At 61.7% G+C, this 23,288-nt stretch carries 23 protein-coding genes and 1 pseudogene; 9 read left to right on the forward strand and 15 right to left on the reverse strand.

The window, feature by feature from the left end:
• Positions 1–190: 190 nt before the first annotated feature.
• Together HX814_RS15270 and HX814_RS15275 are read left to right on the forward strand one after the other, a co-directional pair.
• Entirely contained in the window at positions 191–382 is a 192-nt protein-coding gene (locus tag HX814_RS15270; RefSeq protein ID WP_008438993.1) for a Flp family type IVb pilin, read from the forward strand.
• Positions 383–447: 65 nt separating this feature from the next.
• Positions 448–855, forward strand: coding sequence for a response regulator (locus HX814_RS15275; protein WP_003212897.1), 408 nt, complete (start codon positions 448–450; stop codon positions 853–855).
• 115 nt (positions 856–970) lie between these two features.
• Here HX814_RS15275 and HX814_RS15280 read toward each other — a convergent pair whose 3' ends face one another.
• The 4 genes from HX814_RS15280 to HX814_RS15300 all read right to left on the reverse strand — a co-directional run bounded on the left by HX814_RS15280 (position 971) and on the right by HX814_RS15300 (position 7,040).
• On the reverse strand, positions 971–2,656 hold the full coding sequence (locus HX814_RS15280; RefSeq protein WP_087693095.1) for a ShlB/FhaC/HecB family hemolysin secretion/activation protein: 1,686 nt from the start codon (positions 2,654–2,656) through the stop codon (positions 971–973).
• 175 nt (positions 2,657–2,831) lie between these two features.
• On the reverse strand, positions 2,832–4,544 hold the full coding sequence (locus tag HX814_RS15285; RefSeq protein WP_256343940.1) for a collagen-like triple helix repeat-containing protein: 1,713 nt from the start codon (positions 4,542–4,544) through the stop codon (positions 2,832–2,834).
• A 292-nt stretch (positions 4,545–4,836) separates the two neighbouring features.
• On the reverse strand, positions 4,837–5,685 hold the full coding sequence (locus tag HX814_RS15295) for a MaoC/PaaZ C-terminal domain-containing protein (RefSeq protein ID WP_177008348.1): 849 nt from the start codon (positions 5,683–5,685) through the stop codon (positions 4,837–4,839).
• A 2-nt stretch (positions 5,686–5,687) separates the two neighbouring features.
• On the reverse strand, positions 5,688–7,040 hold the full coding sequence (locus tag HX814_RS15300) for a 3-oxoacyl-ACP reductase (RefSeq protein WP_177008349.1): 1,353 nt from the start codon (positions 7,038–7,040) through the stop codon (positions 5,688–5,690).
• Between the two features lie 114 nt (positions 7,041–7,154).
• Between HX814_RS15300 and HX814_RS15305 the strand changes: the two genes are divergently transcribed.
• Positions 7,155–8,432, forward strand: coding sequence for an acetyl-CoA C-acetyltransferase (locus HX814_RS15305; protein WP_008438987.1), 1,278 nt, complete (start codon positions 7,155–7,157; stop codon positions 8,430–8,432).
• Positions 8,433–8,583: 151 nt separating this feature from the next.
• Entirely contained in the window at positions 8,584–9,483 is a 900-nt protein-coding gene (locus HX814_RS15310) for a PA4780 family RIO1-like protein kinase (RefSeq protein ID WP_008438985.1), read from the forward strand.
• 145 nt (positions 9,484–9,628) lie between these two features.
• Here the strand turns inward: HX814_RS15310 and HX814_RS15315 are convergent.
• The 4 genes and pseudogenes from HX814_RS15315 to HX814_RS15330 all read right to left on the reverse strand — a co-directional run.
• A pseudogene (locus HX814_RS15315) lies at positions 9,629–9,838 on the reverse strand (MerR family DNA-binding protein); the annotation flags it as partial.
• A 213-nt stretch (positions 9,839–10,051) separates the two neighbouring features.
• Positions 10,052–10,453 carry a Cu(I)-responsive transcriptional regulator gene (gene cueR / locus HX814_RS15320; protein ID WP_008430758.1) on the reverse strand — a complete coding sequence of 134 codons (402 nt, stop codon included), beginning with the start codon at positions 10,451–10,453 and terminating at the stop codon, positions 10,052–10,054.
• Positions 10,450–12,651: a cation-translocating P-type ATPase gene (locus HX814_RS15325; RefSeq protein ID WP_087693478.1), complete on the reverse strand. Its 2,202-nt coding sequence runs from the start codon at positions 12,649–12,651 to the stop codon at positions 10,450–10,452. Before HX814_RS15325 ends, cueR begins: the two co-directional genes overlap by 4 nt.
• Positions 12,652–12,727: 76 nt before the next feature.
• A complete protein-coding gene (locus HX814_RS15330; protein WP_003211148.1) occupies positions 12,728–13,108 on the reverse strand; it encodes a hypothetical protein in 381 nt (126 codons plus the stop codon).
• Positions 13,109–13,255: 147 nt separating this feature from the next.
• Here HX814_RS15330 and HX814_RS15335 point away from each other — a divergent pair, with 147 nt between their 5' ends.
• Together HX814_RS15335 and HX814_RS15340 are read left to right on the forward strand one after the other, a co-directional pair.
• The gene (locus HX814_RS15335; protein ID WP_003211150.1) at positions 13,256–13,456 is read left to right on the forward strand and encodes a heavy-metal-associated domain-containing protein; all 201 of its coding nucleotides are present in this window, start codon (positions 13,256–13,258) and stop codon (positions 13,454–13,456) included.
• Between the two features lie 87 nt (positions 13,457–13,543).
• Entirely contained in the window at positions 13,544–14,737 is a 1,194-nt protein-coding gene (locus HX814_RS15340) for a multidrug effflux MFS transporter (RefSeq protein WP_087693476.1), read from the forward strand.
• Positions 14,738–14,743: 6 nt separating this feature from the next.
• Here HX814_RS15340 and HX814_RS15345 read toward each other — a convergent pair whose 3' ends face one another.
• The 3 genes from HX814_RS15345 to HX814_RS15355 form a co-directional block, all read right to left on the reverse strand.
• Positions 14,744–14,923 (reverse strand): hypothetical protein, encoded by a 180-nt coding sequence (locus HX814_RS15345; RefSeq protein WP_003211153.1) that lies wholly within the window; start codon positions 14,921–14,923, stop codon positions 14,744–14,746.
• Between the two features lie 145 nt (positions 14,924–15,068).
• Complete coding sequence (locus HX814_RS15350) at positions 15,069–16,082, reverse strand: zinc-binding alcohol dehydrogenase family protein (RefSeq protein WP_003211156.1); 1,014 nt, start codon at positions 16,080–16,082, stop codon at positions 15,069–15,071.
• Positions 16,083–16,109: 27 nt separating this feature from the next.
• Positions 16,110–16,403, reverse strand: a complete 294-nt coding sequence (locus tag HX814_RS15355) for a putative quinol monooxygenase (RefSeq protein ID WP_003211158.1) — start codon at positions 16,401–16,403, stop codon at positions 16,110–16,112.
• A 117-nt stretch (positions 16,404–16,520) separates the two neighbouring features.
• On the opposite strand from HX814_RS15355, the gene HX814_RS15360 reads away from it, so the two are divergent.
• Positions 16,521–17,450, forward strand: coding sequence for a LysR family transcriptional regulator (locus HX814_RS15360; RefSeq protein ID WP_003211159.1), 930 nt, complete (start codon positions 16,521–16,523; stop codon positions 17,448–17,450).
• A gap of 138 nt (positions 17,451–17,588) precedes the next feature.
• Positions 17,589–18,281, forward strand: coding sequence for a helix-turn-helix transcriptional regulator (locus tag HX814_RS15365; protein WP_177008350.1), 693 nt, complete (start codon positions 17,589–17,591; stop codon positions 18,279–18,281).
• On the opposite strand, the gene HX814_RS15370 is transcribed toward HX814_RS15365, so the two are convergent.
• Positions 18,278–19,231: an adenosine deaminase gene (locus HX814_RS15370; protein ID WP_008430770.1), complete on the reverse strand. Its 954-nt coding sequence runs from the start codon at positions 19,229–19,231 to the stop codon at positions 18,278–18,280. The genes HX814_RS15365 and HX814_RS15370 overlap by 4 nt on opposite strands.
• Before the next feature lie 194 nt (positions 19,232–19,425).
• Between HX814_RS15370 and HX814_RS15375 the strand changes: the two genes are divergently transcribed.
• Entirely contained in the window at positions 19,426–20,514 is a 1,089-nt protein-coding gene (locus tag HX814_RS15375) for a calcium:proton antiporter (RefSeq protein WP_003211166.1), read from the forward strand.
• A gap of 155 nt (positions 20,515–20,669) precedes the next feature.
• Here HX814_RS15375 and HX814_RS15380 read toward each other — a convergent pair whose 3' ends face one another.
• From HX814_RS15380 to HX814_RS15390, 3 genes are all read right to left on the reverse strand, one after another.
• A complete protein-coding gene (locus tag HX814_RS15380; protein ID WP_003211168.1) occupies positions 20,670–22,028 on the reverse strand; it encodes an 8-oxoguanine deaminase in 1,359 nt (452 codons plus the stop codon).
• Between the two features lie 146 nt (positions 22,029–22,174).
• Positions 22,175–22,861 (reverse strand): SDR family oxidoreductase, encoded by a 687-nt coding sequence (locus HX814_RS15385; protein WP_177008351.1) that lies wholly within the window; start codon positions 22,859–22,861, stop codon positions 22,175–22,177.
• A gap of 26 nt (positions 22,862–22,887) precedes the next feature.
• Entirely contained in the window at positions 22,888–23,238 is a 351-nt protein-coding gene (locus HX814_RS15390; protein ID WP_102368021.1) for a MerR family transcriptional regulator, read from the reverse strand.
• Positions 23,239–23,288 lie beyond the last annotated feature (50 nt).

A 23,288-nucleotide genomic window follows, 5' to 3' on the forward strand; every position in this document is an offset into this window, starting at 1 on the left:
GGGCGAAAAATATCTCCAGAAACCTCTGCGAAAGTGGGATTTTTGGCGTCAGCCGGCCGACTAATACTTTGTGATTAATCAGTTCTTACAGTTGTTGGTCTGGGGTTTGTTGACAATGCTCTAGTGGCACACCGAAATCATTTTTGTGATGCCGCGATACCAGCGCCGTGGGCGCAAAGGAGAAGTCATTATGTTCCTTGATCTTATTCGCATGGGTTTCATCAAAGTCCAGATTTTTTTCTATTCCAAAGAGGGCGCATCGGGTATCGAATACGCACTGGTTGCGGCGATGGTCGCTGTGGCGCTGGCTGCTTTTATTACACCTATCCGGACGGCCATAACCGGCGTCTTCAACTCGATACAGGCCGGCATTCATACCTGACCCCGGTACTCGCCTAAAACGTGCAGGTTCCGCTGAATGATCTATTGCGTATCAGGCATTTCCACATGAACTCCTCTTCGGCTCCCCGGCAACAAATCCTTTTGGTGGATGACGAAGAGGACGCCCTTATTGAACTGGCCGAGTCGCTGGAGAATGAAGGCTTTGTCTGTTTTACCGCGACCTCGGTCACCTTTGCCTTGCAGGAGCTGACCCTGCACCCCGATATCGCCCTGGTGATTACCGACCTGCGCATGCCCGAGGAAAGTGGTATTTCCTTGATCAAGCGTCTGCGCGAACACACCGCTCGCCAGCACTTGCCGGTGATCGTCATGTCCGGCCACGCCGAGATGGATGATGTCAGTGACATGCTGCGCCTGCAGGTGCTGGACCTGTTTCGCAAGCCGATCTACCTGGTGCGCTTGATCGATACCCTCAACAACCTCTTCCCCATCCCCAAAATCAGATTGATGTAGGAGCGAGCTTGTGTGGGAGCGGGCTTGCTCGCGAAAAACGTCAACGATAACGCGGGCAGTCTGGTTCCCCGCGTTGTCTGGACGTTCTTCGCGAGCAAGCTCGCTCCCACAGGGTTCAGAGTTGGTAGCTGAAACTCAGCGTATACCGCGGCCGCCGATTGAAGCTGTCGAGGGCGATATCCGACATTGGCTTGGCCGCTTCCAGCGCGATGTTGTAGTACTTGTTATCCCCGAAGCGCAGGCCCACCGCTGCCGATGACATGTTGTTGCCCTTGGCCGGCAGTTCGTTGAACCAGGTCTTGGCCTTGTCGAGCACCACGTACGGCTGCAGGATTTTTACCCACTCGCCACTGCGGTTGAAGCTGTAGTTGACCTCATACGCCACGCCCCAACCCTTGTCGCCCGAGCCCTGGTCATCCGGGTAGCCACGCCCGAAATTCTGCCCGCCGAACGTCGCGCGTTCGCTGTCGGGCAGGGTGTCGTTGCTCCAGTAGAAGGCACCCGATGCCACGCCTTGCCAGTTGTCGAAGAACTTGTCGCTCTGTACGCCCGAGACGCGCAGGCGGAAGAAGTCGATGTCGGGTTTTATACCCTCGAAGTCACTCCGGGTGCTGGCGCCCAGGCCGTCGATGCCCTGGTACAGGCCGGCGCTGAGAATGCGCAGTTGGCGCGTGTCGGATTTGCGCCAGTCACCTTCGAACGCCAGGGCGCGCAGGTTGGTTTCCAGGTCGAAACGTTGCGGGAAACCCACCAGTTGATAACGGGTGGTCTGGTCCACGGCATAGAGTCGCGTGCCCAGGGTCAATGACTCGGTAGGGGAGGCAATCAGCGGATGGCTGAGGCCGACGGAGTAGCGGTCAACCTCCTGGTGTGGCTTGAGTTCAAAACCGCCGTCCAGCTGCACGTTGCTGCGCGGGTCGGCGCGGTAGCGCTCGGCGTTGACCACCAGTTGAGTGCCCTCGGCATTCACGAACTGGCTGTAGCCCAGGCGGTAGTAGTGCTCCTTGTCCTCGCCGGGCGGGAACAGGCCGCTGACGCTCAGTTGTTCGCCCATGGATGTCTGGGAATTGCTGGTGCCGGTGATCAGGGCTTGCAGGCCGCCACGGCTGTCGTCCGTCATGCTCATGCTGCTGGTGAAGGGTTTGCGCGAGGCCTGGATCTGCATGCGCGTGCCGCCATCGGTGGTGCCCGGCGGCGGTACTTGCGCCTGCAGCGTTACACCTGGAATGCGGCCCATCAAGGTGGTGTAGCGTTCGAAGGTCTTGCGGGTCAGCGGGCGCTCGGCCAGCAGCTTGGCCGCCAGTTTGTCGACGTAGGCCGAGACCGAGCCTATGTCGCCCTGCACGTTGTAATCCTTGATGTAGCCCTCCACCAGCACCACGCGCACCAGGCCGTTTTCGAAGCGCTGGTCGGGCAGGTACGCGTAGGACAACAGGTAGCCGTCCTGCTGGTAGCGGCGGGTGATGCCGCGGGTGGCTTCGATCAGTTGTGCCAGGTTGGTTTCATGGCCAATCAGCGGTTCGAAAACCTTGGCCACATCCTGGAGCGGGTAGATCGTCCCACCGTCGATTTGCAGCTTGCGGATGGTCACTTTGGTGTCCATCAACAATGGCTGGCCCTGGGTTGCCGCCGGCTCGGGCAGTTGGGTCTGTGGGGTGACCGGGCGATAGGCATCGGCGGGGAGGTTGGGTACCGGCAGGTTGCGAATGGTGTCGTTGCTGTTGAGGTAGCTGGGCAGGGTCTCGGCATGGACGCTGGCAGCAATGAGGGTGAGCAGAAACAAAGGCGTCAAGGCGCGCATAGGACACTCCATGGTCAAAACTGCTGCAGCGTTTTCGCTAGGCCCGCCGGGTTCTGGGACACGGTTCGCAAAGCCATTCATTGGCCAATAAAAAAGACGAGAGACTCGTTGGAATCTCTCGTCTCAACCAAGCGTAGGCGCTGTAGGGGAGGCCGTCTAATGGCCAGGTGCAATTCTATTTTTTGCCGGTCAGCCCACCGAGCAGACCTCCCAGGCCGCCGCCTGTGTTTGCATTTGCATTGGCAGTGCCCGTAGCGGTGGCACCGGCACCCACGTTCAAGCCACCGAGCAGACCGCCACCGTTACTGCTGGTGCCGCCGGTTACCAGGCCACCCACCGAGCCGACGGTATTGCCGACGGCATTCAGGGTACCGCCCACAGCGTTAGTCACCGGATTGGCATTCGCCGCCGTCAGGTTGGTGCCCAGGCTGCTGACTGCGCCGCCGACCTGGGTAACCAGACCATTCACCGGTGCGCCGATCCCGGTGCTGGTGCCGATGTTTTGCGTCAGGTTGGCAACACCCGAGGTCACTGGGTTGAGTGCGGTGCCGACATTGGTCGCCAGGCCTGCAACAGGAGCCGTGGCTGCAGTGTTGGCCACGCCATTGCCACCGATCAGGGTGCCGAGCGACGCGACGGTGTTACCCACTTGGCCACCGGTTACACCGGCTGCACTGACAGTGCCGTTGGTGTTGCCGGCATTCAGGCCGTTGCCGACGTTGGCGACAAGACCGCCGACGAGTTCAGGCAGGCCCGATTGAGGGGTCGTGGTGGCCGGGTTGACGTAACCGCTCGACTTATCAAGGGTGGTGCCAACGCCAGTCAACACGCCACCGACGAGTGTCCCGACAGGGTTGCCTGCGCCGCCGGCGCTGGCCACCTGGCCGCCAAGGCCGGTGACAGTGGAGCCGACTTTATCCAGTACGCCGCCGACCGGGTTGCCCAGGCCTGTTTTATTGCCCAGGTTGCCGGTGGTGTTTTCCACCAGGGAGACCACCGGTACCAATACGCTTTTACCCACCGTATTGGTCACGCTGCCCAATGGCCCGGTGGTGCTGGCAGTGCTCAAGGTATCGCCGAGCATGGTGACGGCCTGGCCGACCTGATCAACCACGCCACCTGCCGCACCGCCCACGCCACCGGTCAAGCCGCCGACGACGGGAATGCCGCCGAGGGTGGTGCCCAGGGATTTGCCGGTGTTGGAAACGCCGGTGCCCAGGTCGGCAACGCCATCGGCCACACCGGCAACGGTTGTGCCCACGGAGTTGCTATTGGTACCCAGCGTGCCCAGGCCGTTGCTCAAGCCGCCGCCGATACTGTTGACGGCGGTGCCTGTCGCGGTGACCAGCCCGCCGGCAGTGGTGCCGACAATGGGAACAGTGGTCAGGGTCGTGCCCAGGTTACCTACCGTGGTGCCGACATTACCGACGACACCGCCCACAGCGCCTACTACCTGGCCGGTGACCAGGGGAGTGGTCGAGCCGGTGCCGCCGCCAGTACCACCGCCAGTGCCGCCACCGGTACCGCCGCCGGTACCTCCACCAGTGCCGCCGCCGGTGCCACCACCGGTACCTCCACCAGTACCGCCGCCGGTGCCACCACCGGTGCCGCCGCCAGTACCACCGCCGGTACCTCCACCAGTGCCGCCGCCGGTGCCACCACCGGTGCCACCACCGGTACCTCCATCAGTGCCGCCGCCAGTGCCACCACCGGTACCGCCGCCGGTGCCTCCACCTGTTCCACCGCCAGTACCGCCGCCAGCATCCGGAGAGGAGGCTGCGACGCTACTGTGATGACCACCACCACCGCTGCTGCAGCCTCCGAGGCTAACTGCCAGAATCAGGGCCAGCGCGGTACTTGCTTTCCACAACACGACTTGAGTTTTCATGATTGAGTTCCTTGCACCAGGTACAGCCTTTGCTGTTATCGAAGTTCGCTGTTTCTAAAGACAGCGATACATTCGTCCGTTGTGGCTATAACAGACCCGGGTGCGTTATCTCGCAATGCTCAACTTGGTATTAACGATTTATATACAGATAGAGTTAGTCTGCTTAGCGACTAATACCAAGGGTGTAGTGGGGGAGGGTGTAGACGTTGCGAGGTGTTTAAAATCATGGGGTTAATAAAGATGGCGGGCTATCGATAGCCCGCTATAACTTAGGGTGTATATATACAATTTATCAGGAGATTGGCCGCCAACGCCCCGTCATGTGTTCAATATCCCCGGCGCCCTTTAGTTGTAACTCGCCACTGGAGCCGGCGGCACTTGTCAATAAGGTTACTTCACTGGGTAAGCGCACCGGCTTTTTAAACTCGACGTCTATTTCGATATTGGCCGCAGGCAAATGTTCGCTCAGTGCGGCCAGTGTGCGTGCCGTGTTCCATAACCCATGGGCGATGGCCTGGGGGAAGCCAAACAACTTGGCAGTGAGGGCACTCAGGTGAATCGGATTGTAGTCGCCGGACACCCGGGCGTAGCGGCGGCCAACATCGGCGGGGGCTTTCCAACGGGTCAGCTCGCTTACGTTAGTGGAGGCTTGCAGGGTGTTGTCCGCCGCAGCGCCATCGAGTTTCACCCCACGACAGAGCATTCGGCTTTCGGCTTCCCACAGCAGCCCCAGTGAATCCTCGACCGTGGTCACGATATCGAAGGTCGCGCCCTTGGCATGGGGCTGCAAGTTCTGCGCGTAGACACCGACGGACAGGTCACTCACACCGCCCAATGGGCGCAGGATGCGGATCCGGTTGCTCAGGTGGATCAACCCCAGCAGCGGGAATGGAAACGCCTTGTCGGTGAGCAGTTGCATCTGCAGGCCGAACGCCAGGATATGGGGATAAGTGGCCGGCAGTACCGGGCCCTCGGCAAACCCGCAGACCTTGCGATAGGCGTCCACATCCTTGGGGTTAACGCTGACCCGGCAGCGCAGCCCTTGTTGCGGCAACGTGGTACCGGTGATCTTGCGCTTGAGTGCCGCGCGCCAATACAGCGGCGGCAGGAACGGGGTGCTGCCTAATGTGTGCCACTCCATGCTTACGCTCCCAATAGACTTTGCCCGCACACCCGCAACGCTTGCCCGCTCACCGCGCCCGAGCCCGGTTGACCGAGCCAGGCTACCGCTTCGGCGACGTCCTGGGGCAAGCCGCCCTGGCCCAGGGAGCTCATACGGCGCCCGGCCTCACGCAGGGCGAAGGGAATGTGTGCGGTCATCTGGGTTTCGATAAAGCCTGGGGCCACGGCATTGATGCTGATCCCGCGCTCACCGAGCAACGGCGCCCAGGCCTGGGCCAGGCCAATCAGCCCGGCCTTGCTCGCGGCGTAGTTGGTTTGCCCGCGGTTGCCGGCGATGCCGCTGATGGATGCCAGCAGCACCACGCGACCGTTGTCGTGCAGGGTGCCGCTGTCCAGCAGCGCCTTGGTCAGCACTTGCGGCGCGTTGAGATTGACCGCCAAGACTGCGTCCCAATATTCCGGCGTCATGTTGGCCAGGGTTTTATCGCGGGTGATGCCGGCGTTGTGCACCACGATGTCGATGCCGTCCGGCAGGTGTTCGATCAGTTGGGTGGCGGCGTCTTCGGCGCAGATATCCAGGGCGATGCTGCGGGCGCCCAGGCGCGCGGCCAGGGCATCGAGGTCGGCCTTGGCTTGTGGCACGTCCAGCAGGATCACCTCGGCACCGTCGCGGGCCAGGGTTTCGGCGATCGAGGCACCGATGCCGCGGGCGGCGCCGGTCACCAGGGCCTTGTGCCCGGCGAGTGGGCGCGTCCAGTCCGCGACCTGGGTCGCGCAAGGGTTCAGGCGAATGACCTGTCCGGAGATATAGGCACTTTTCGGTGAGAGGAAGAACCGCAACGCACCCTCCAATTGATCCTCGGCCCCGTCGCCCACGTACAGCAATTGCAGGACGCCGCCGCTGCGCAGCTCTTTGGCCAGCGACCGGCTGAAGCCTTCAAGGGCCCGTTGGGCACTGGCGGCAAACGGGTCGCCGAGGCTTTCCGGGGCACGGCCAAGGATCACCAGGTGCGCGCTGTGATCGAGATTTTTCATCAGCGGCTGAAAGAATTCCCGCAGCTGTTTGAGTTGATCGGTGTGCTGCAGTTGGCTGGCGTCAAATACCACGGCCTTGAGCTTGGGCCCGTGGCCGGGAATCCAGGTGGTTGCCGTCGACGGTTCGGTGCCGTAGCTATAGATAGCGTCGGTCAGCTTGTTGGCGAACGGCAGGATTTTTGTCGCCAGCGGGCCGCCGCCGATCAGCAGTGCACCCTCCACCGGGCGCAGACGTCCGGCCTGCCAGCGTTCCAGGCGTACCGGTGACGGCAGGCCAATGGCGGCGACCAGGCGATGGCCGAGGCTGGAGTTGGCGAAGTCGATATAACGGTCAGACATGGAACGCTCTCCGAGTGCTGGGGTTCAAACGGTGGACCATCAATAGGTGAAAGTCGTTCGATTGAGCCTAGGCTAGGCTCAGAGATTCACCCCATAACCTCAAGGGAGCTTTCCATGACTCAATTGCGCCGTGTAGCGATCATTGGCGGTAACCGCATCCCCTTCGCCCGCTCCAACGGCCCTTACGCCACGGCGAGCAACCAGGCGATGTTGACCGCCGCCCTCGAAGGCCTGATCGAGCGCTACAACCTGCACGGCCTGCGTATTGGCGAGGTGGCCGCCGGGGCGGTGCTCAAGCATTCCCGCGACTTCAACCTGACCCGCGAGTGCGTGCTGGGCTCGCGCCTGTCGCCGCAAACCCCGGCCTACGATATTCAGCAGGCCTGTGGCACGGGGCTGGAAGCCGCGTTGCTGGTGGCGAACAAGATTGCGCTGGGGCAGATCGAAAGCGGGATTGCCGGCGGCGTCGACACCACGTCCGACGCGCCTATCGGGGTGAATGAGGGCCTGCGCAAAATCCTGCTGCAAGCCAATCGCAGCAAATCCATGGCGGATAAACTTAAAGTCTTGTTACAACTTCGTCCCCATCACCTCAAGCCGGAGCTGCCGCGCAACGGCGAACCGCGCACCGGGTTGTCCATGGGCCAGCATTGCGAGTTGATGGCGCAGACCTGGCAGATACCCCGCGCCGAGCAGGATCAGTTGGCGCTGGAAAGCCACCAGAAAATGGCCGCGTCCTACGCCGAAGGCTGGCAAAACGATTTGCTCACGCCCTTTCTTGGCCTGACCCGCGACAACAACCTGCGCCCCGACCTGACCCTGGAAAAACTCGCCAGCCTCAAGCCCGCCTTCGAGCGCAGTGAGAAGGGCACCCTCACCGCCGGTAACTCGACCCCGCTGACCGATGGCGCCTCGTTGGTGCTGCTGGGCAGTGAAGCCTGGGCCAAGGAGCGCGGCTTGCCGATTCTCGCCTACCTGCGCGATGGCGAAGCGGCGGCGGTGGATTTCGTCAACGGCGCCGAAGGCCTGCTGATGGCGCCGGTGTACGCCGTGCCGCGCCTGCTGGCGAGGAATGGCCTGACCCTGCAGGACTTCGATTACTACGAGATTCACGAAGCCTTCGCTGCCCAAGTGTTGTGCACGCTGAAAGCCTGGGAAGATCCGGATTACTGCAAGACCCGCCTGGGGCTGGATGCACCGCTGGGCTCTATCGACCGCAGCCGCTTGAACGTCAAGGGCAGCTCATTGGCCGCCGGCCATCCGTTTGCTGCCACGGGTGGGCGTATCGTCGCCAACCTGGCCAAGCTGCTGGACGCAGCCGGCAAGGGCCGGGGCCTGATCTCGATCTGCGCCGCCGGGGGCCAGGGCGTCACCGCGATTATTGAGCGCTGATCTCGGCTATGATCGGGCCGCCGGTCAATTTGGCATATTGGATGCATTCTTAAGCGGTCAAAGGTCGGTACCCTCTCCCCGCGGCGAGAGGATTGCCGTATAACGAGTGCCATACGCGTGTTTGGTAATAAAGGACCCACAATAAAAGCTGATGAAGACTCCTAAACGCATTGAACCCCTGATCGAGGACGGTCTGGTCGACGAGGTGCTGCGCCCACTCATGAGTGGTAAAGAAGCAGCTGTTTACGTGGTGCGCTGCGGCAACGAGTTACGTTGCGCCAAGGTCTACAAGGAGGCGAATAAACGAAGTTTTCGTCAGGCGTCCGAATACCAGGAAGGCCGCAAGGTCCGCAACAGCCGTCAGGCCCGGGCCATGGCCAAGGGCTCCAAGTTCGGCAAGAAAGAAACCGAAGATGCCTGGCAGAACGCTGAGGTAGCGGCGCTGTTTCGCCTGGCCGGTGCGGGTGTGCGCGTGCCCAAGCCGTACGACTTCCTCGAAGGCGTGCTGCTGATGGAGCTGGTGGCCGATGAATACGGCGACGCGGCGCCACGTTTGAACGACGTGACGCTGGAGCCGGACCAGGCCCGCGAATACCACGCCTTCCTGATTACCCAGATCGTGCTGATGTTGTGTACCGGCCTGGTGCACGGTGACCTTTCCGAGTTCAACGTGCTGCTGACGCCGACGGGCCCGGTGATCATCGACCTGCCTCAGGCGGTGGATGCCGCGGGCAACAACCACGCGTTCAGCATGCTGGAACGGGATGTGGGCAACATGGCTTCCTACTTCGGGCGCTTTGCCCCGGAATTGAAGAAGACCAAGTACGCCAAGGAGATGTGGGCGCTGTATGAAGCCGGCACTCTGCACCCGGCCAGTGTGTTGACCGGCGAGTTCGACGAACCGGAAGAGCTGGCTGACGTGGGCGGTGTAATCCGCGAGATCGAAGCGGCGCGGCTCGATGAAGAGCGTCGCCAGGCGATTCGCGCGGCAGACGATGCGCCACCGAGCAAGGCGTCGGAAGAGCCGCCACCGCCGCCCTGGATGCAGTGATCCAACGGCGAGTGGATATCCAAATGTGGGAGCGGGCTTGCTCGCGAAAGCGCTGGTTCAGTCAACTGATGTATTGACTGACACTCCGCATTCGCGAGCAAGCCCGCTCCCACATTAGGTTCCGTGCATGCCCGGTTAAACTTGCTCAGGTGCAACAACTGCCCGACGCCAACGCCTTGAGAATCGGGCAATCCGGCCGATGATCGCCCTGGCAGTGTTCCACCAGGTCCTGCAATGTATCGCGCAATTGCCCCAGCTCGCGGATCTTCTGGTTCAGCTCATCGATATGCTGGCGGGCCAGCGCCTTCAGGTCGGCACTCGCACGGCCCCGGTCCTGCCAGAGGGTCAGCAACTCGTGCGGCAGACGATGCGCCACCGAGCAAAGCGTCGGAAGAGCCGCCACCGCCGCCCTGGATGCAGTGATCCAACGGCGAGTGGATATCCAAATGTGGGAGCGGGCTTGCTCGCGAAAGCGCTGGTTCAGTCAACTGATGTATTGACTGACACTCCGCATTCGCGAGCAAGCCCGCTCCCACATTAGGTTCCGTGCATGCCTGGTTAAACTTGCTCAGGTGCAACAACTGCCCGACGCCAACTCCTTGAGAATCGGGCAATCCGGCCGGTGATCGCCCTGGCAGTGTTCCACCAGGTCCTGCAACGTATCGCGCAATTGCCCCAGCTCGAGGATCTTCTGGTTCAGCTCATCGATATGCTGGCGGGCCAGCGCCTTGACGTCGGCACTCGCGCGTCCCCGGTCCTGCCACAGCGTCAGCAACTTGCCGACCTCTTCCAGGGAAAACCCCAGGTCCCGCGAGCGCTTGATAAACGCCAGGGTGTGCAAGTCATCGGCGCCATAAATGCGGTAGCCGCTGTCGGTGCGATGGGCGGCTTTCAACAAGCCGATGGATTCGTAGTAACGAATCATCTTCGCGCTCAGGCCGCTTTGGCGTGCTGCTTGGCCGATGTTCATGGACGCTCGTCCTCCAGGTCCTTGGGTTTCCAGGTTTTCAACAGCAGTGCGTTGCTCACCACGCTGACACTGGACAGGGCCATGGCCGCGCCAGCCATCACCGGGTTGAGCAGGCCGAACGCCGCCAGCGGAATGCCGATCAAGTTATACACAAAGGCCCAGAACAGATTCTGTCGAATTTTCGCATAGGTCTTGCGGCTTATTTCCAGGGCTGCCGGCACCAGCCGTGGATCGCCGCGCATCAGGGTAATACCTGCCGCGTGCATCGCCACGTCGGTACCGCCGCCCATGGCGATGCCGATGTCGGCCGCGGCCAGGGCCGGTGCGTCGTTGATGCCGTCGCCGACCATTGCCACCACGCCGGTCTTTTTCAGCTCGGCGACGGTAGCCGCCTTGTCCGCAGGCAACACCTCGGCGTGCACGTCATCGATGCCCAGGGCTTCGGCCACCACGCGGGCGCTGCCACGGTTATCGCCGGTCAGCAGGTGGCTGCTGATATGCCGAGCCTTGAGTGCCTGTATCGCCTGCAGGGCGCCCGGTTTAAGCGTGTCACCGAAGGCAAACAAACCCAGCACGCGGGGCTGCGGGCCTTGCTCGATCAGCCAGGACAAGGTGCGGCCTTCGGCCTCCCACGCACTGGCCGAATCGGCGAGATCACCGGTGCTCAAGCCGGTTTCTTCCAGCAGGCGACGGTTGCCCAGCGCCAGTTGCCGGCCATCTAGGGTGCCTGCAATGCCACGCCCGGTAAGGGACTGGCTGGCGCTGACATCCGCGACGTTCAAACCTTGTTCGGCACAGGCATCCAGCACCGCCTTGGCCAATGGGTGTTCACTGCCGCGCTGCAGCGCGCCGGCCTGTTGCAGGAGCGCCCCTTGATTGCCGTCAATGGCGGCCAGGTGCGCAATTTTTGGTGCGCCGGAGGTCAGGGTGCCGGTCTTGTCGAACACCACGGCGCTGACTTCATGGGCGCGCTCCAGGGCTTCGGCGTCCTTGATCAGGATGCCGTGGCGGGCGGCAACGCCGGTACCGGCCATGATGGCGGTAGGTGTGGCCAGGCCAAGGGCGCAAGGGCAGGCGATCACCAATACGGTCACCGCATTGATCAGCGCGACCTCCAGCGGTGCGCCATACAGCCACCAGCCGACCAGCGTGGCCAAGGCCAGCACCAGCACCACCGGCACGAACACCTGGCTGACTTTATCCACCAGTTTCTGGATCGGTGCCTTGGCGGCCTGGGCGTCTTCCACCAGGCGGATGATCCGCGCCAGCACGCTTTCCGCGCCGAGGGCCAGGGTACGCACCAGCAGCCGGCCTTCGCCGTTGATGGCGCCGCCGGTGACTGCGTCGCCAGGCTGCTTCGGCACCGGCAGGCTTTCACCGCTGATCAAGGCTTCGTCGGCGTGGCTTTGGCCTTCGACCACTTCGCCGTCCACCGGGAAGCGTTCGCCGGGTTTGACCAGCACCAGGTCATTCAGCTTGAGGGCGGTGATGGCGACGTCCTGCTCGCGGCCGTCGATTACTTGAATCGCCCGCTCGGGGCGCAAGGCTTCCAGAGCGCGGATGGCACTGGCGGTCTGGCGCTTGGCGCGGCTTTCCAAATATTTGCCCAGCAGCACCAGGGCGATCACCACCGCCGAGGCTTCGAAATACAGGTGGGGCATTGTGCCGGCGGACGCCGTGAGCCATTCATAGATACTCAGGCCGTAACCGGCGCTGGTGCCGATGGCGACCAACAGGTCCATATTGCCCGCTCCGGCGCGCACGGCTTTCCAGGCCGCGATATAGAAGCGCGCACCGAAGATGAATTGCACCGGGGTGGCCAGGGCAAATTGCACCCAGGCCGGGAGCATCCAGTGCAGCCCGAACGGTTGCACCAGCATCGGTAGCACCAACGGCGCGGCGAGCAGGATTGCCAGCAGCAGCGACCAGCGTTCATGGCTCAGGCGTTGTTCCTGGCTGGCCTGTGTGGCGGTTTCGCTTTGGGGCAGGGTGGCGGTGTAGCCGGCCTTGTCGACGGCGGCGATCAGGACGCCGGGGTCCATCTGGCCGAACACTTCAATGTGGGCGCGTTCGTTGGCCAGGTTGACGCTGACACTTTGCACCCCGGGCACTTTGCCCAGTGCCCGTTCAACCCGCCCGGCGCAGCTGGCGCAGGTCATGCCGCTGATCGGCAGGTCGAAGGTGGTGGATCCGTTCATGGGCAGTACTCCAGGAGAGATTGCCCCTAGGATCAACCTTGACCTGTGGGGAAGGTCAAGGCGTTAGATCAATGTTTCAGTATTCCAGTGCGGCCGGTTTCAGGTACATGCCGTCCGGCCCTTGCGCGATACGCAACTTGCGCACGTCACCCGCCTTCAACGTAATGTTTTGCGCCGGTGGTGCGAGCATGCCCGGCAAGCAACCCTGGGATTGCCCCGGCAACAACTTCAGGCGCAACGACACATTCCCGGCCGGCAAGTTGAACGAGGTGGCTTGCTCCTGGAACAGCCGCCCGGCCAACTGGTCCTGGATGTACAAGCCAATCTCGCAGTTGGTTGGCACTTCCAGGCGCTCCCGGGAAATGATCAGCACCGCATAATCTTCATCTGCGCTGGCCGGTGGCACAGCAGCAAACAAGCCCATCAGGCTGACAAGGCCAAAAAATGACCAGCGCATGGCGAATTCTCCGAGGTTCACATCGTGGATAAGTGCAGCTTGGCCGAGGGCGCGAATGAATGCCAGCCCGGCCGATGTTTTCAGAACTTGACCTTGCCATCATGGCAAGGTCAACACTGCGGGCAACCTCATTAAAGGAGTCATGTCATGCAAGTATTCAGCGTTGAAGGAATGACCTGCGGCCACTGTGTCCGCTCGGTAACCCAGGCGGTGCAGGATAAGGACCCGGCGGCCAGCGTGCGTGTCGACCTCGCGACAAAGGAAGTCGGCGTGGAAAGCAGCCTGCTGTCGCCGGCAGAGGTGATCAACCTGATCAGTGAAGAAGGCTACAGCGCCAAGCTCGCCTGACTTTTTGAATAGTTAGCGAGCTAACTTAATGTTCAAGGCACCCGAGCCCGGCTAGACTGTTGGGCTGCCGACTCACCTGGGTGCCTGATGAACCTTCGTATAATCCTGATCTTGGGGGCCTTGAGCGCGTTCGCGCCGCTGGCCATCGACTTCTACCTGCCGGGTTTCCCGGCCATGGCCGTGGCATTCGGCACCGACGAAAAACATATTCAGCTGACCTTGGCCGTGTACTTCACGGGCCTGGCGATCGGCCAGTTGATCTATGGACCGCTGGCAGACCGTTTTGGCCGGCGCGGGCCGCTGCTCAGCGGCGTCACCCTGTTTACCCTGGCCTCCTTCGCCTGTGCGTACGCGCCGTCCCTGGAATGGCTGATCGGCGCGCGTTTCGTCCAGGCCTTGGGCGGCTGCGCGGGCATGGTGATCTCGCGGGCGGTGGTCAGCGATAAATGCGACGCGGTGGGCTCGGCCAAGGTGTTTTCCCAACTGATGCTGGTCACCGGGCTGGCGCCGATCCTCGCGCCGTTGGCGGGCGGGGTGATGGTTGGCGTGTGGGGCTGGCAGTCGATCTTCCTGGCGCTGACGGTGTTCAGTGTGATGGCGGCCATTGCGGTAGCAGTCGGGCTGCCGGAAAGCTTCCCGGCCCATCAACCGCGCCAGCCGCTGTCAGGCGCACTGCGCCAGTACGGCCGGTTGCTGTCGGACCGGGTGTACCTGGGCTATGCCTTGACCGGCGGCATCTCGATTGCCGGTATGTTTGCCTACATCGCGGGCTCGCCCTTCGTCTTTATCAAGCTCTATGGCGTGCCCGCCGAACACTATGGCTGGGTATTCGGCTCGAATGCCGCGGGCTTTATCCTGGTGGCACAGGTCAATGCGCGTTTGCTCGCTTCGCGTGGCCCGGCATTTTTGCTGTCGCGCACGGTGTGGGTTTACCTGGCGGCGGGTCTGTCGTTGCTGGCAATTACTGCGCTGCGCACGGACGCTTTGTGGCCACTGCTGGTACCGCTGTTTATCTGCATCGCCAGCCTGGGCTGCATTTTGCCCAATACCTCGGCCTGCGCCATGAGCGGGCAGGGCGCTCGGGCGGGCAGCGCGTCGGCGTTGCTCGGTTGCATTCAGTTTGGTGTGGCCGCAGGCGCAGCGTCGTTGGTCGGCGTGCTGCACGACGGCACGGCGATGCCGATGGCAATGGTCATCAGCTTGTGTGGCGTATTGGCCGTAACGTTCGCGATGCTGACCCGGCGCCTGCAGCGCCAACGGGCACTGCAAGCGGCGGACTGATCAGGATCAGCCAGCAGAGCGCTGCTGGCTTTCGGGGAATCGGTGAGGCGCCTGGATACGGGTTTGCAGGGTGTCGGCAAACGCGCGGGCCTCGGCCTCACTGCGGAAGGTAAAGGCGTTCTGGTCGAGACGGACCTGCCATTTGTTGCCTTCGGATCTTGCTAGCGCTTTTATCAGGATCTTCATTGCTGACTTCCTCACGTAAATTGCGTGGCAAAGGCGGCCAATATAAACCCGAATACGCTCACAAATATGACAAGGATCAAGTCTCTGACTAGCGGTGTCGTCCATTACTCACATGAATAACAGACGACACTGACAGAACCTTTCGTTAGAACCCTTCCAGCACGATCTTGCCCTTGGCCTTGCCGCTTTCCAGCAGTTCGTGGGCGCGGCGCAGGTTAGCCGCGTTGATCACGCCAAAGTGCTCGCCCACGGTGGTTTTCAGAGTACCGGCGTCGATCAGTTCGGCGACGCGATTGAGCAGGTTGTGCTGCTCGATCATGTCGCTGGTCTCGAACATCGAACGGGTGTACATGAACTCCCAATGCAGCGACAGGCTCTTGCGCTTGAGCTTGCTTACGTCCAATGCCTTGGGATCGTCGATCAGCGCCAGTTTGCCCTGGGGAATCAGCGCTTCCACCAGTTGGTCCAGGTGCTGGTCGGTCTGGGTCAGGCTGGCGACGTAGTTCACCTGCGGATGGCCGGCGTTTTTCAGCTCTTCGCTCAACGGTTTGCTGTGGTCGATCACCAGGTCGGCGCCCAGGTCCTTGGCCCATGCCTGGGTTTCAGGACGGGAGGCGGTGCCGATGACTTTCAGGCCGGTGAGCTGTTTCGCCAGTTGGGTCAGGATCGATCCCACACCACCCGAAGCACCGACAATCAGCAGGCTCTGGCCTTCATCGGCCTTGCCTTCACGCACTTGCAGGCGTTCGAAGAGCAATTCCCAGGCCGTGATGGCGGTCAGCGGCAGTGCAGCAGCGTCGGCAAAACCCAGGGTTTTCGGCATATGGCCGACGATGCGCTCATCGACAGTGTGCAGTTCGCTGTTGCCGCCGGGGCGTACCAGGGAGCCGGCGTAGAACACCTTGTCGCCGACCTTGAACAGGCTGACTTCGCTGCCCACGGCCTTGACCACACCGGCCACGTCCCAGCCCAGCACTTTGGCCGCGCCGTTTTCCGGGGCGACGTTCTGGCGCACCTTGGTGTCCACCGGGTTCACCGAGATGGCTTTGACTTCCACCAGCAGGTCGCGGGGGCCGGCGACCGGTTCGGGCAGTTCGATGTCTTGCAGGGATTTTGGATCGTTGATCGGCAGTGCGGCGTAGTAGGCGATGGCTTTCATGATGGTTTCCAAAAAGGGGGCGGTTGATCAGGCAATAAACTTCAGGCGCTTGAGTTCGAAATGCTCAAGCACGTCGGCAGCCTTGGTGCGGAAATTCTGGATATGCGCGCTCTGGTCGTGGTCGGCCAGCGCGGCGTCGTCACTCCAGCGTTCGAGCATGTAGAAGGTCTCGGGGTGTTGCAGGTCCTGGTGCAGGTCGTACTGCTGGCAGCCGGCTTCGATGCGGGTCGGTTCCAGCAGTTCGCGCAGCAGGGTTTCCAGGGTGGCCTGTTGGCCGGGTTTGGCGATCAGCGTGGCGATGACGTTAAAGGCAGCAGACATATTCGACTCCAGACACGTGATGAACGGGATGGACAGATGATTGGCTATTTCTCTGGAAGATAAAACCCGCTAAAAGAGCAGTCTCTTTCAATGCTTTTTTGATAATGGGCGGTCGGCGTGCTGCGTTTTGATGACTTGCAGTTGTTTGTGCGTGCGGCAGACCTGGGCAGCCTTTCGGCGGCAGCACGGGTGATGGACATGTCGGCGGCGGTGGCCAGCGCGGCGTTGAAGCGCATCGAGCAGCAGTTGGGCGCACGGTTGTTGGCGCGTTCCACCCGCAGCCTGCGCCTGACGGCCGAGGGCGAAGGCTTCCTGGAATACGCCCGGGCCGCCTTGAGCAGCCTGGATGAAGGCCGGCGGTTGTTGGCCAGCGGCCAGGATCAGGTCAGCGGGGTGCTTCAACTCTCGGCGCCGTCGGACTTTGGCCGCAACCAGCTGCTGCCCTGGCTGGATGAGTTCCAGCGCGAATACCCCAACCTGAGCGTACGCCTGTTGTTGGGCGACCGGATTGCCGACCTGTTCCGCCAGCCGGTGGATATCGCCCTGCGCTACGGCGAACCCGAAGACTCCAGCCTGATCGCGTTGCCCATCGCCCCGGACAACTGCCGCGTGCTCTGCGCTGCTCCCAGCTATCTGGCGCGGCACGGCGAGCCGCGCCACCTGGAGCAACTGACCCAGCACAATTGCCTGCTGTACATGCTCGGCAGCCGGGTGCATGACCATTGGGGGTTTAACGATGGAAAGCGTGATGTCGGCCTGACGGTGACCGGTGACCGCTTCAGTGATGATGCCGATGTGGTGCGACGCTGGGCGGTGGCGGGGGTGGGTATCGCCTACAAGTCCTGGCTGGATGTCAGCTCGGATGTGCTGGCGGGGCGCCTGCGGCTGATCCTGCCGGAGCTGCGGGGCGAACGTACGCCGCTCAATCTGTTGTGTGCCCATCGCGCGCAACTGAGCAAGCCGATCAATCTTCTGCGGGAAATGCTCGTTGCCCGTTGTGCGACATTGACTGCGCAATTGCCGGAGCGATCAGCCTCTACACCATAACCCCGGGGATATCGGGAAATTTCCTTCAGCTTCTGTCCTTGGTTGCGCTGTAAGACGGCACGGAACCCGGCGTTTTCACGCTTATACTTTTCCGCCAGACGCAGCAGACAAATGATTCAACAGGGAGTGAATGAGCACATGGAACAGGCACCTTGCATCAGTCAGATCGCCACCTTGCTGGCCGACCCGAAACGCACCGCGATGGTGTGGGCATTGATGGACGGCTCGGCCAAACCCTCCGATGAGTTGGCGGCACTTGCCGGGCTGTCATCGGCCTCGGCGAATGCGCATCTGACGCGATTGACGGCCGGTGGCCTGCTGCGTGTCGAAGCCCGCAGCGGCAAACGCTTTTTCCGGGTGGCCGCCGCCGATGTGGGGGCCGCCGTGGATGCATTGGCCTGCACCACGATGGCCAGTGTCGCCCGCAGCACGCCCATTCATTCGCGGTCATTGACTGCGCCTGCGGCTTTACGGCGAGCGCGGCTGTGCCATGGTCACCTGGGGGGCGAGCTGGCAGCGGGTTTGTATCAACGGATGATGGCGGCCGGGTGGATCGAGCGCGCGGAACAGCGTACGGACGTGACGCCGTCAGGTGCGCGCAAACTCGCAGCGCTGGGGATTTTTACCCAGGCACTGGCTCAGCCGATCGTGTGCGATTGTTTTGATTGGAGCGAACAGCAGCCACACCTGGGCGGTGCGTTGGGGGCCGCGTTGTTGCAGTTGTGCCTGCAGTCGAACTGGGTCAGCGTGATCAATGAGTCCCAGGCGTTGCAGGTCAGTGAAGCCGGGCAACTGGAAATTGCCCGGCTCGCCAGACCGGTCGGTGATTAAGGCTTGACCAACCGTGCATCCAGGCTGTTTTGCGCCAGGCGTTTGGCCTGGTCCTGGGTCATGCCCAGCGAGGTGTACAGCGCATGGAAGTTCTCGGTGACATAACCGCCGAAGTACGCCGGATCGTCCGAGTTCACCGTCACTTTCACCCCACGCTCAAGCATGTCGAGGATGTTGTGCTGGGACATGTCGTCGAACACGCAGAGCTTGGTGTTGGACAACGGGCACACCGTCAGCGGGATCTGTTCGTCTATGATCCGCTGCATCAGGCGCTCGTCTTCAATGGCGCGTACGCCATGGTCGATACGCTGGATCTTCAGCAGGTCGATGGCTTCCCAGATGTACTCCGGCGGGCCTTCTTCACCGGCGTGGGCGACGGTCAGGAAACCTTCGTGACGGGCACGATCAAACACGCGCTGGAACTTGCTCGGTGGGTGGCCCATTTCCGAGCTGTCCAGGCCCACGGCAACAAACGCATCACGGAATGGCAGTGCCTGGTCGAGGGTTTTTTCGGCCTCTTCTTCGCTCAAGTGGCGCAGGAAGCTCAAGATCAAACCGCTGGTGATGCCCAGTTGTTGCTCGCCGTCTTTCAAGGCGGCGGCAATGCCGTTGAGCACCACTTCGAACGGTACGCCACGGTCGGTGTGGGTCTGTGGGTCGAAGAACGGTTCGGTGTGGATCACGTTCTGCGCCTTGCAGCGCAGCAGGTAGGCCCAGGTCAGGTCGTAGAAATCCTGGGAAGTGCGCAGTACATCGGCGCCCTTGTAGTAGAGGTCGAGAAACTCTTGCAGGTTGTTGAAGGCGTAGGCCTTGCGCAGGGTTTCGACGTCGTTCCACGGCAGCGCGATCTTGTTGCGTTCGGCCAGGGCGAACAGCAGCTCAGGCTCCAGCGAGCCTTCCAGGTGCAGGTGCAATTCAGCCTTGGGCAGGGCGTTGAGCCAATCGTACATTTATAAATTCTCATCAGGTGCAATGGCGGCATTCTACAGGCGCACGCCGAAATAATCGGCAAAACCTGACCAAGCGGTGAGCATCCACAGGCACCGTGCAAGCAGTGCATGAACTAAGGTGTAACGAAACGTTAGTGGCGCGGTGCAGTCTGTACCCCATCAATGACGGATTCGCCGCGTTCAAAAGGCCTGCAATGCTCACATCTATCAAGCAAGAAAAATTCATGCTGCTGGCGCTGATTGCCGCCATCGCTGCCTACCCGCTGGAGCACTGGATGCTGCACAGCGGGCAGATGGTGGCGCTGTTGGCTGGCATAGCGCTGATCGGCTTTATCGTCGTGGCCTCGATGCGCGTGGCCCATCACGCCGAGCAACTGGCGGAAAAGGTCGGCGACCCCTACGGCACCATGATCCTGACCCTCGCCGCCGTGCTGGTGGAAGTAGTGATCCTGGCGATCATGATGAGCAACGAGCCCTCGCCGACCCTGGTGCGCGACACCATTTATTCGGCGGTGATGCTCGACATCAACGGCATCCTCGGCCTGGCCGCGCTGATGGGCGGCATCAAGCATGGCGAACAGTCCTACAACGACGATTCGGCGCGCACCTACAGCGTGATGATCCTTACCGCCATGGGTGTGTCGATGGTGGTGCCGGAATTTATCCCCGAGGCCGACTGGAAAATTTACTCGGCCTTCACCATCGGCGCGATGGTAGTGCTCTACACGTTGTTCCTGCGGATGCAGGTGGGGCCCCACAGTTATTTCTTCAGCTACAGCTACCCGGAAAAGCGCCGCAAGAAACAGCCGGAAGAAGAGTCGCCGCCGATCAACCTGGCGTTTTCCATCGGGACGTTGGTGTTTGGCGTGATCGTGATTGGCGCGTTGGCCGAGGTGATGTCCAAGACCCTCGACCTGGGCCTGGAAGGAACGGGTGCCCCACCTGTGATCACGGCGATCATCGTGGCCGCGATTTCCGCCGCCCCGGAGATTTTGACCGCGTTGCGCGCAGCGCTGGCCAACCGCATGCAGTCGGTGGTGAACATCGCGCTAGGGGCTTCTCTGTCGACGGTGATTTTGACCGTACCGGTGATGGAAGCCATGGCCTTGTACACCGGCCAGCCGTTTCAGATGGCGATGACGCCGGTGCAGACCGTGATGGTGTTTATCACGCTGATTGTCAGTGCGATCAACCTCAATGATGGCGAAACCAACGCGATCGAAGGGATGACCCATTTTGTGTTGTTTGCGACGTTTATCATGCTGTCGCTGCTTGGACTGTAACCAATCCTGAAAACACCGCAGAAATAATTGTGGAAACCGGGCTTGTGTGGGAGCGGGCTTGCTCGCGAATACGGAGTGTCAGTCGCCAGATATGTTGACTGACCCAACGCATTCGCGAGCAAGCCCGCTCCCACATTTGAAAAGTGTTTCTTCAGTTAAGTCCGGTTGATCAGTTCCCGCGCCGCCTGGCTGTGATCGGCAATCAAGCCTTTCAGGTCCAATCCTTCGACCTGCCCGTCGATCACCCGCCATTTGCCGCCGACCATCACCCGGTCCGCTCGGTCGGCGCCACAAAGCAGCAGCGCCGAGATCGGGTCATGGCTGCCGGAGAAGCGCAGTTCATCGAGCTTGAACAACGCCAGGTCGGCCTGTTTGCCTACGGCCAGTTCGCCGATGTCGCTGCGACCGAGTAACTGCGCCGAACCTTTTGTCGCCCAACCCAACACCCGTTCCGGGGTGATCTTCTCTGCCCCGTAACGCAGGCGCTGGATGTACAGGGCCTGGCGCGTTTCGAGGATCATGTTCGACGCATCATTGGACGCCGAACCGTCCACCCCCAGGCCAATCGGTGCGCCGGCGGCCAGCAGGTCCAGCGTTGGGCATATCCCGGAAGCCAGGCGCATGTTCGAGCTCGGGCAATGGCAGATACCGGTACCGGCAGCTCCGAGGCGTGCGATTTCTTCAGGGTTGAAGTGAATCCCGTGGGCCAGCCACGTGCGCGGGCCTAGCCAGCCGACGCTGTCGAGGTAATCCACGGTGCGCAGGCCGAAACGCTGCAGGCAGAAGTCTTCTTCGTCGAGGGTTTCCGCCAGGTGGGTATGCAGGCGCACGTCGAGGTTGTTGGCCAGCTCGGCGCTGGCTTCCATGATTTCCGGGGTGACGGAAAACGGCGAGCAGGGCGCCAGGGCGATCTGGATTTGTGCGCCGTCACCGCGCTCGTGGTACTGGCGGATCAGGCGGCGGCTGTCTTCCAGAATCACTTCGCCTTGCTGCACGGTTTGTTGCGGTGGCAGCCCGCCGTCGGCTTCGCCCAGGCTCATGGAGCCGCGGGTGAGCATGGCGCGCATGCCCAGATCGCGCACGCTGTCGACTTGCACGTCGATCGCCTGTTCCAGGCCGTCCGGGAACAGGTAGTGGTGGTCTGCCGCCGTGGTGCAGCCCGAGAGCAGCAGTTCGGCCAGGGCCACTTTGCTCGCTAGCGCGAGTTTTTCCGGGGTGAGTCGGGCCCAGACCGGATACAGGGTTTTCAACCAGGGAAACAGCGGCTGGTTGACCACCGGCGCCCAGGCGCGGGTCAGGGTTTGATAGAAGTGATGGTGGGTGTTGATGAGTCCAGGAAGGACGACATGCTCGCGGGCATCGAATACTTGTCCACAGGGCACGGCGGGTTCTTGGCCCCAGCCCAGCACTTCGGTGATCACACCGTCTTGCAGCACCAGGCCGCCACGGGCGTCGAGGCCATTGGCAGTGAAAATCGCGAGGGGGTTTTTTAACCAGATACGGGTCGCAGGCATTGGCCGGCTCCTCTGAATGATGGGTTCAGGTTTGCCAGCTCAGTGTTGCCCTGTCTGCTGATCCAGGGTCGCCGGGGAGGGCGAGGTGCGCAGTTTACGTGTGGATCGTTATCGACGGCAATCGGCCGATAACGATCCCGGTTTTTTTACCAGGCGATGGTGTCGCCCTTGTAGTCCACAAAGTGATGGCCGCCCTTGCCGGTGTAGGCATTTACCTGGTCAACCAGGCCGCGCACGCTGGTGGGCACGTCGATGTGGGCGTTTTCGCCACCCATGTCGGTTTTCACCCAGCCCGGGTGCAACGACAGCACGGTCAGTTTCTGATCGCCCAATTGGGTGACGAAGCTGTTGGTCATGGAGTTGAGGGCGGCCTTGCTGGCCTTGTACAGCGCCAGGTCCGAGCCGTCGGGAATGGTCACACTGCCCAGGATCGAACTCATGAAGGCCAGCACGCCGGTGCCTGGGCGGATCTGCCCGACAAAACGCTGGGCCAGGTTGATCGGCGCCACGGCATTGGTGAAAAACAGTTGGCCGACTTCAGCCAGGGTGGCGTGGCCCGGTTCCTGGTTGGCCGGGCCTTTGACACCGGCATTGACGAACAGCAGGTCGAAGGTTTTTTCCTTGAGGCGCTGGCTGAGGGCAATTACCGCCTGCTGGTCATCCATGTCGAGCTTTTCGATTTGCACCTCGCCCAAGGCCTTCAAGGCATCGGCCTTTTGCGGGTCGCGCACGGTGGCGGTCACGTCCCAGCCGTCCGCCAGCAGTTGCTTGGCCAGGCCAAGGCCCAGGCCCCGGGAGGCGCCGATAATCAGTGCGGTTTTTGAAGTGGACATGAATGGCTTCCTTTGACGGTGGAGGTTCACGGGTTCAGTGGACAACGCTGGCCGAGCCTTTGCTGCAACTCCTGGCGCAGTTGGTCGAGTTCGGCGATGCGGGTTTCGATCAGGTGGAGCTTGTCTTGCAGGAGCTGGGTCACGGCGCTGTCGGGGTCTGGAGCTTGCCATAATGCGCCGACGCTGTTGCCGATTTCACCCAGGCTGAAGCCCAGGCGCTGGGCGGTCTTGATGTACAGCACCAGTTGCACCATGTCGGCGGGGTAGTCACGGTAACCGTTGGCACTGCGTTGCGCGGCAATCAGCCCGCGTTGCTCGTAGAAACGCAGGGTGTCGCGACTGACCTGGCTGGCCTGGGCTAATTCGCCGATACGCATGTAGAGGGCTCAAGGGGGCTTGACCTTGGAGCTTACTCCAGGCTTTAGCC

The organism is Pseudomonas sp. C8002 (assembly GCF_013385765.1).
GTDB lineage: Bacteria > Pseudomonadota > Gammaproteobacteria > Pseudomonadales > Pseudomonadaceae > Aquipseudomonas.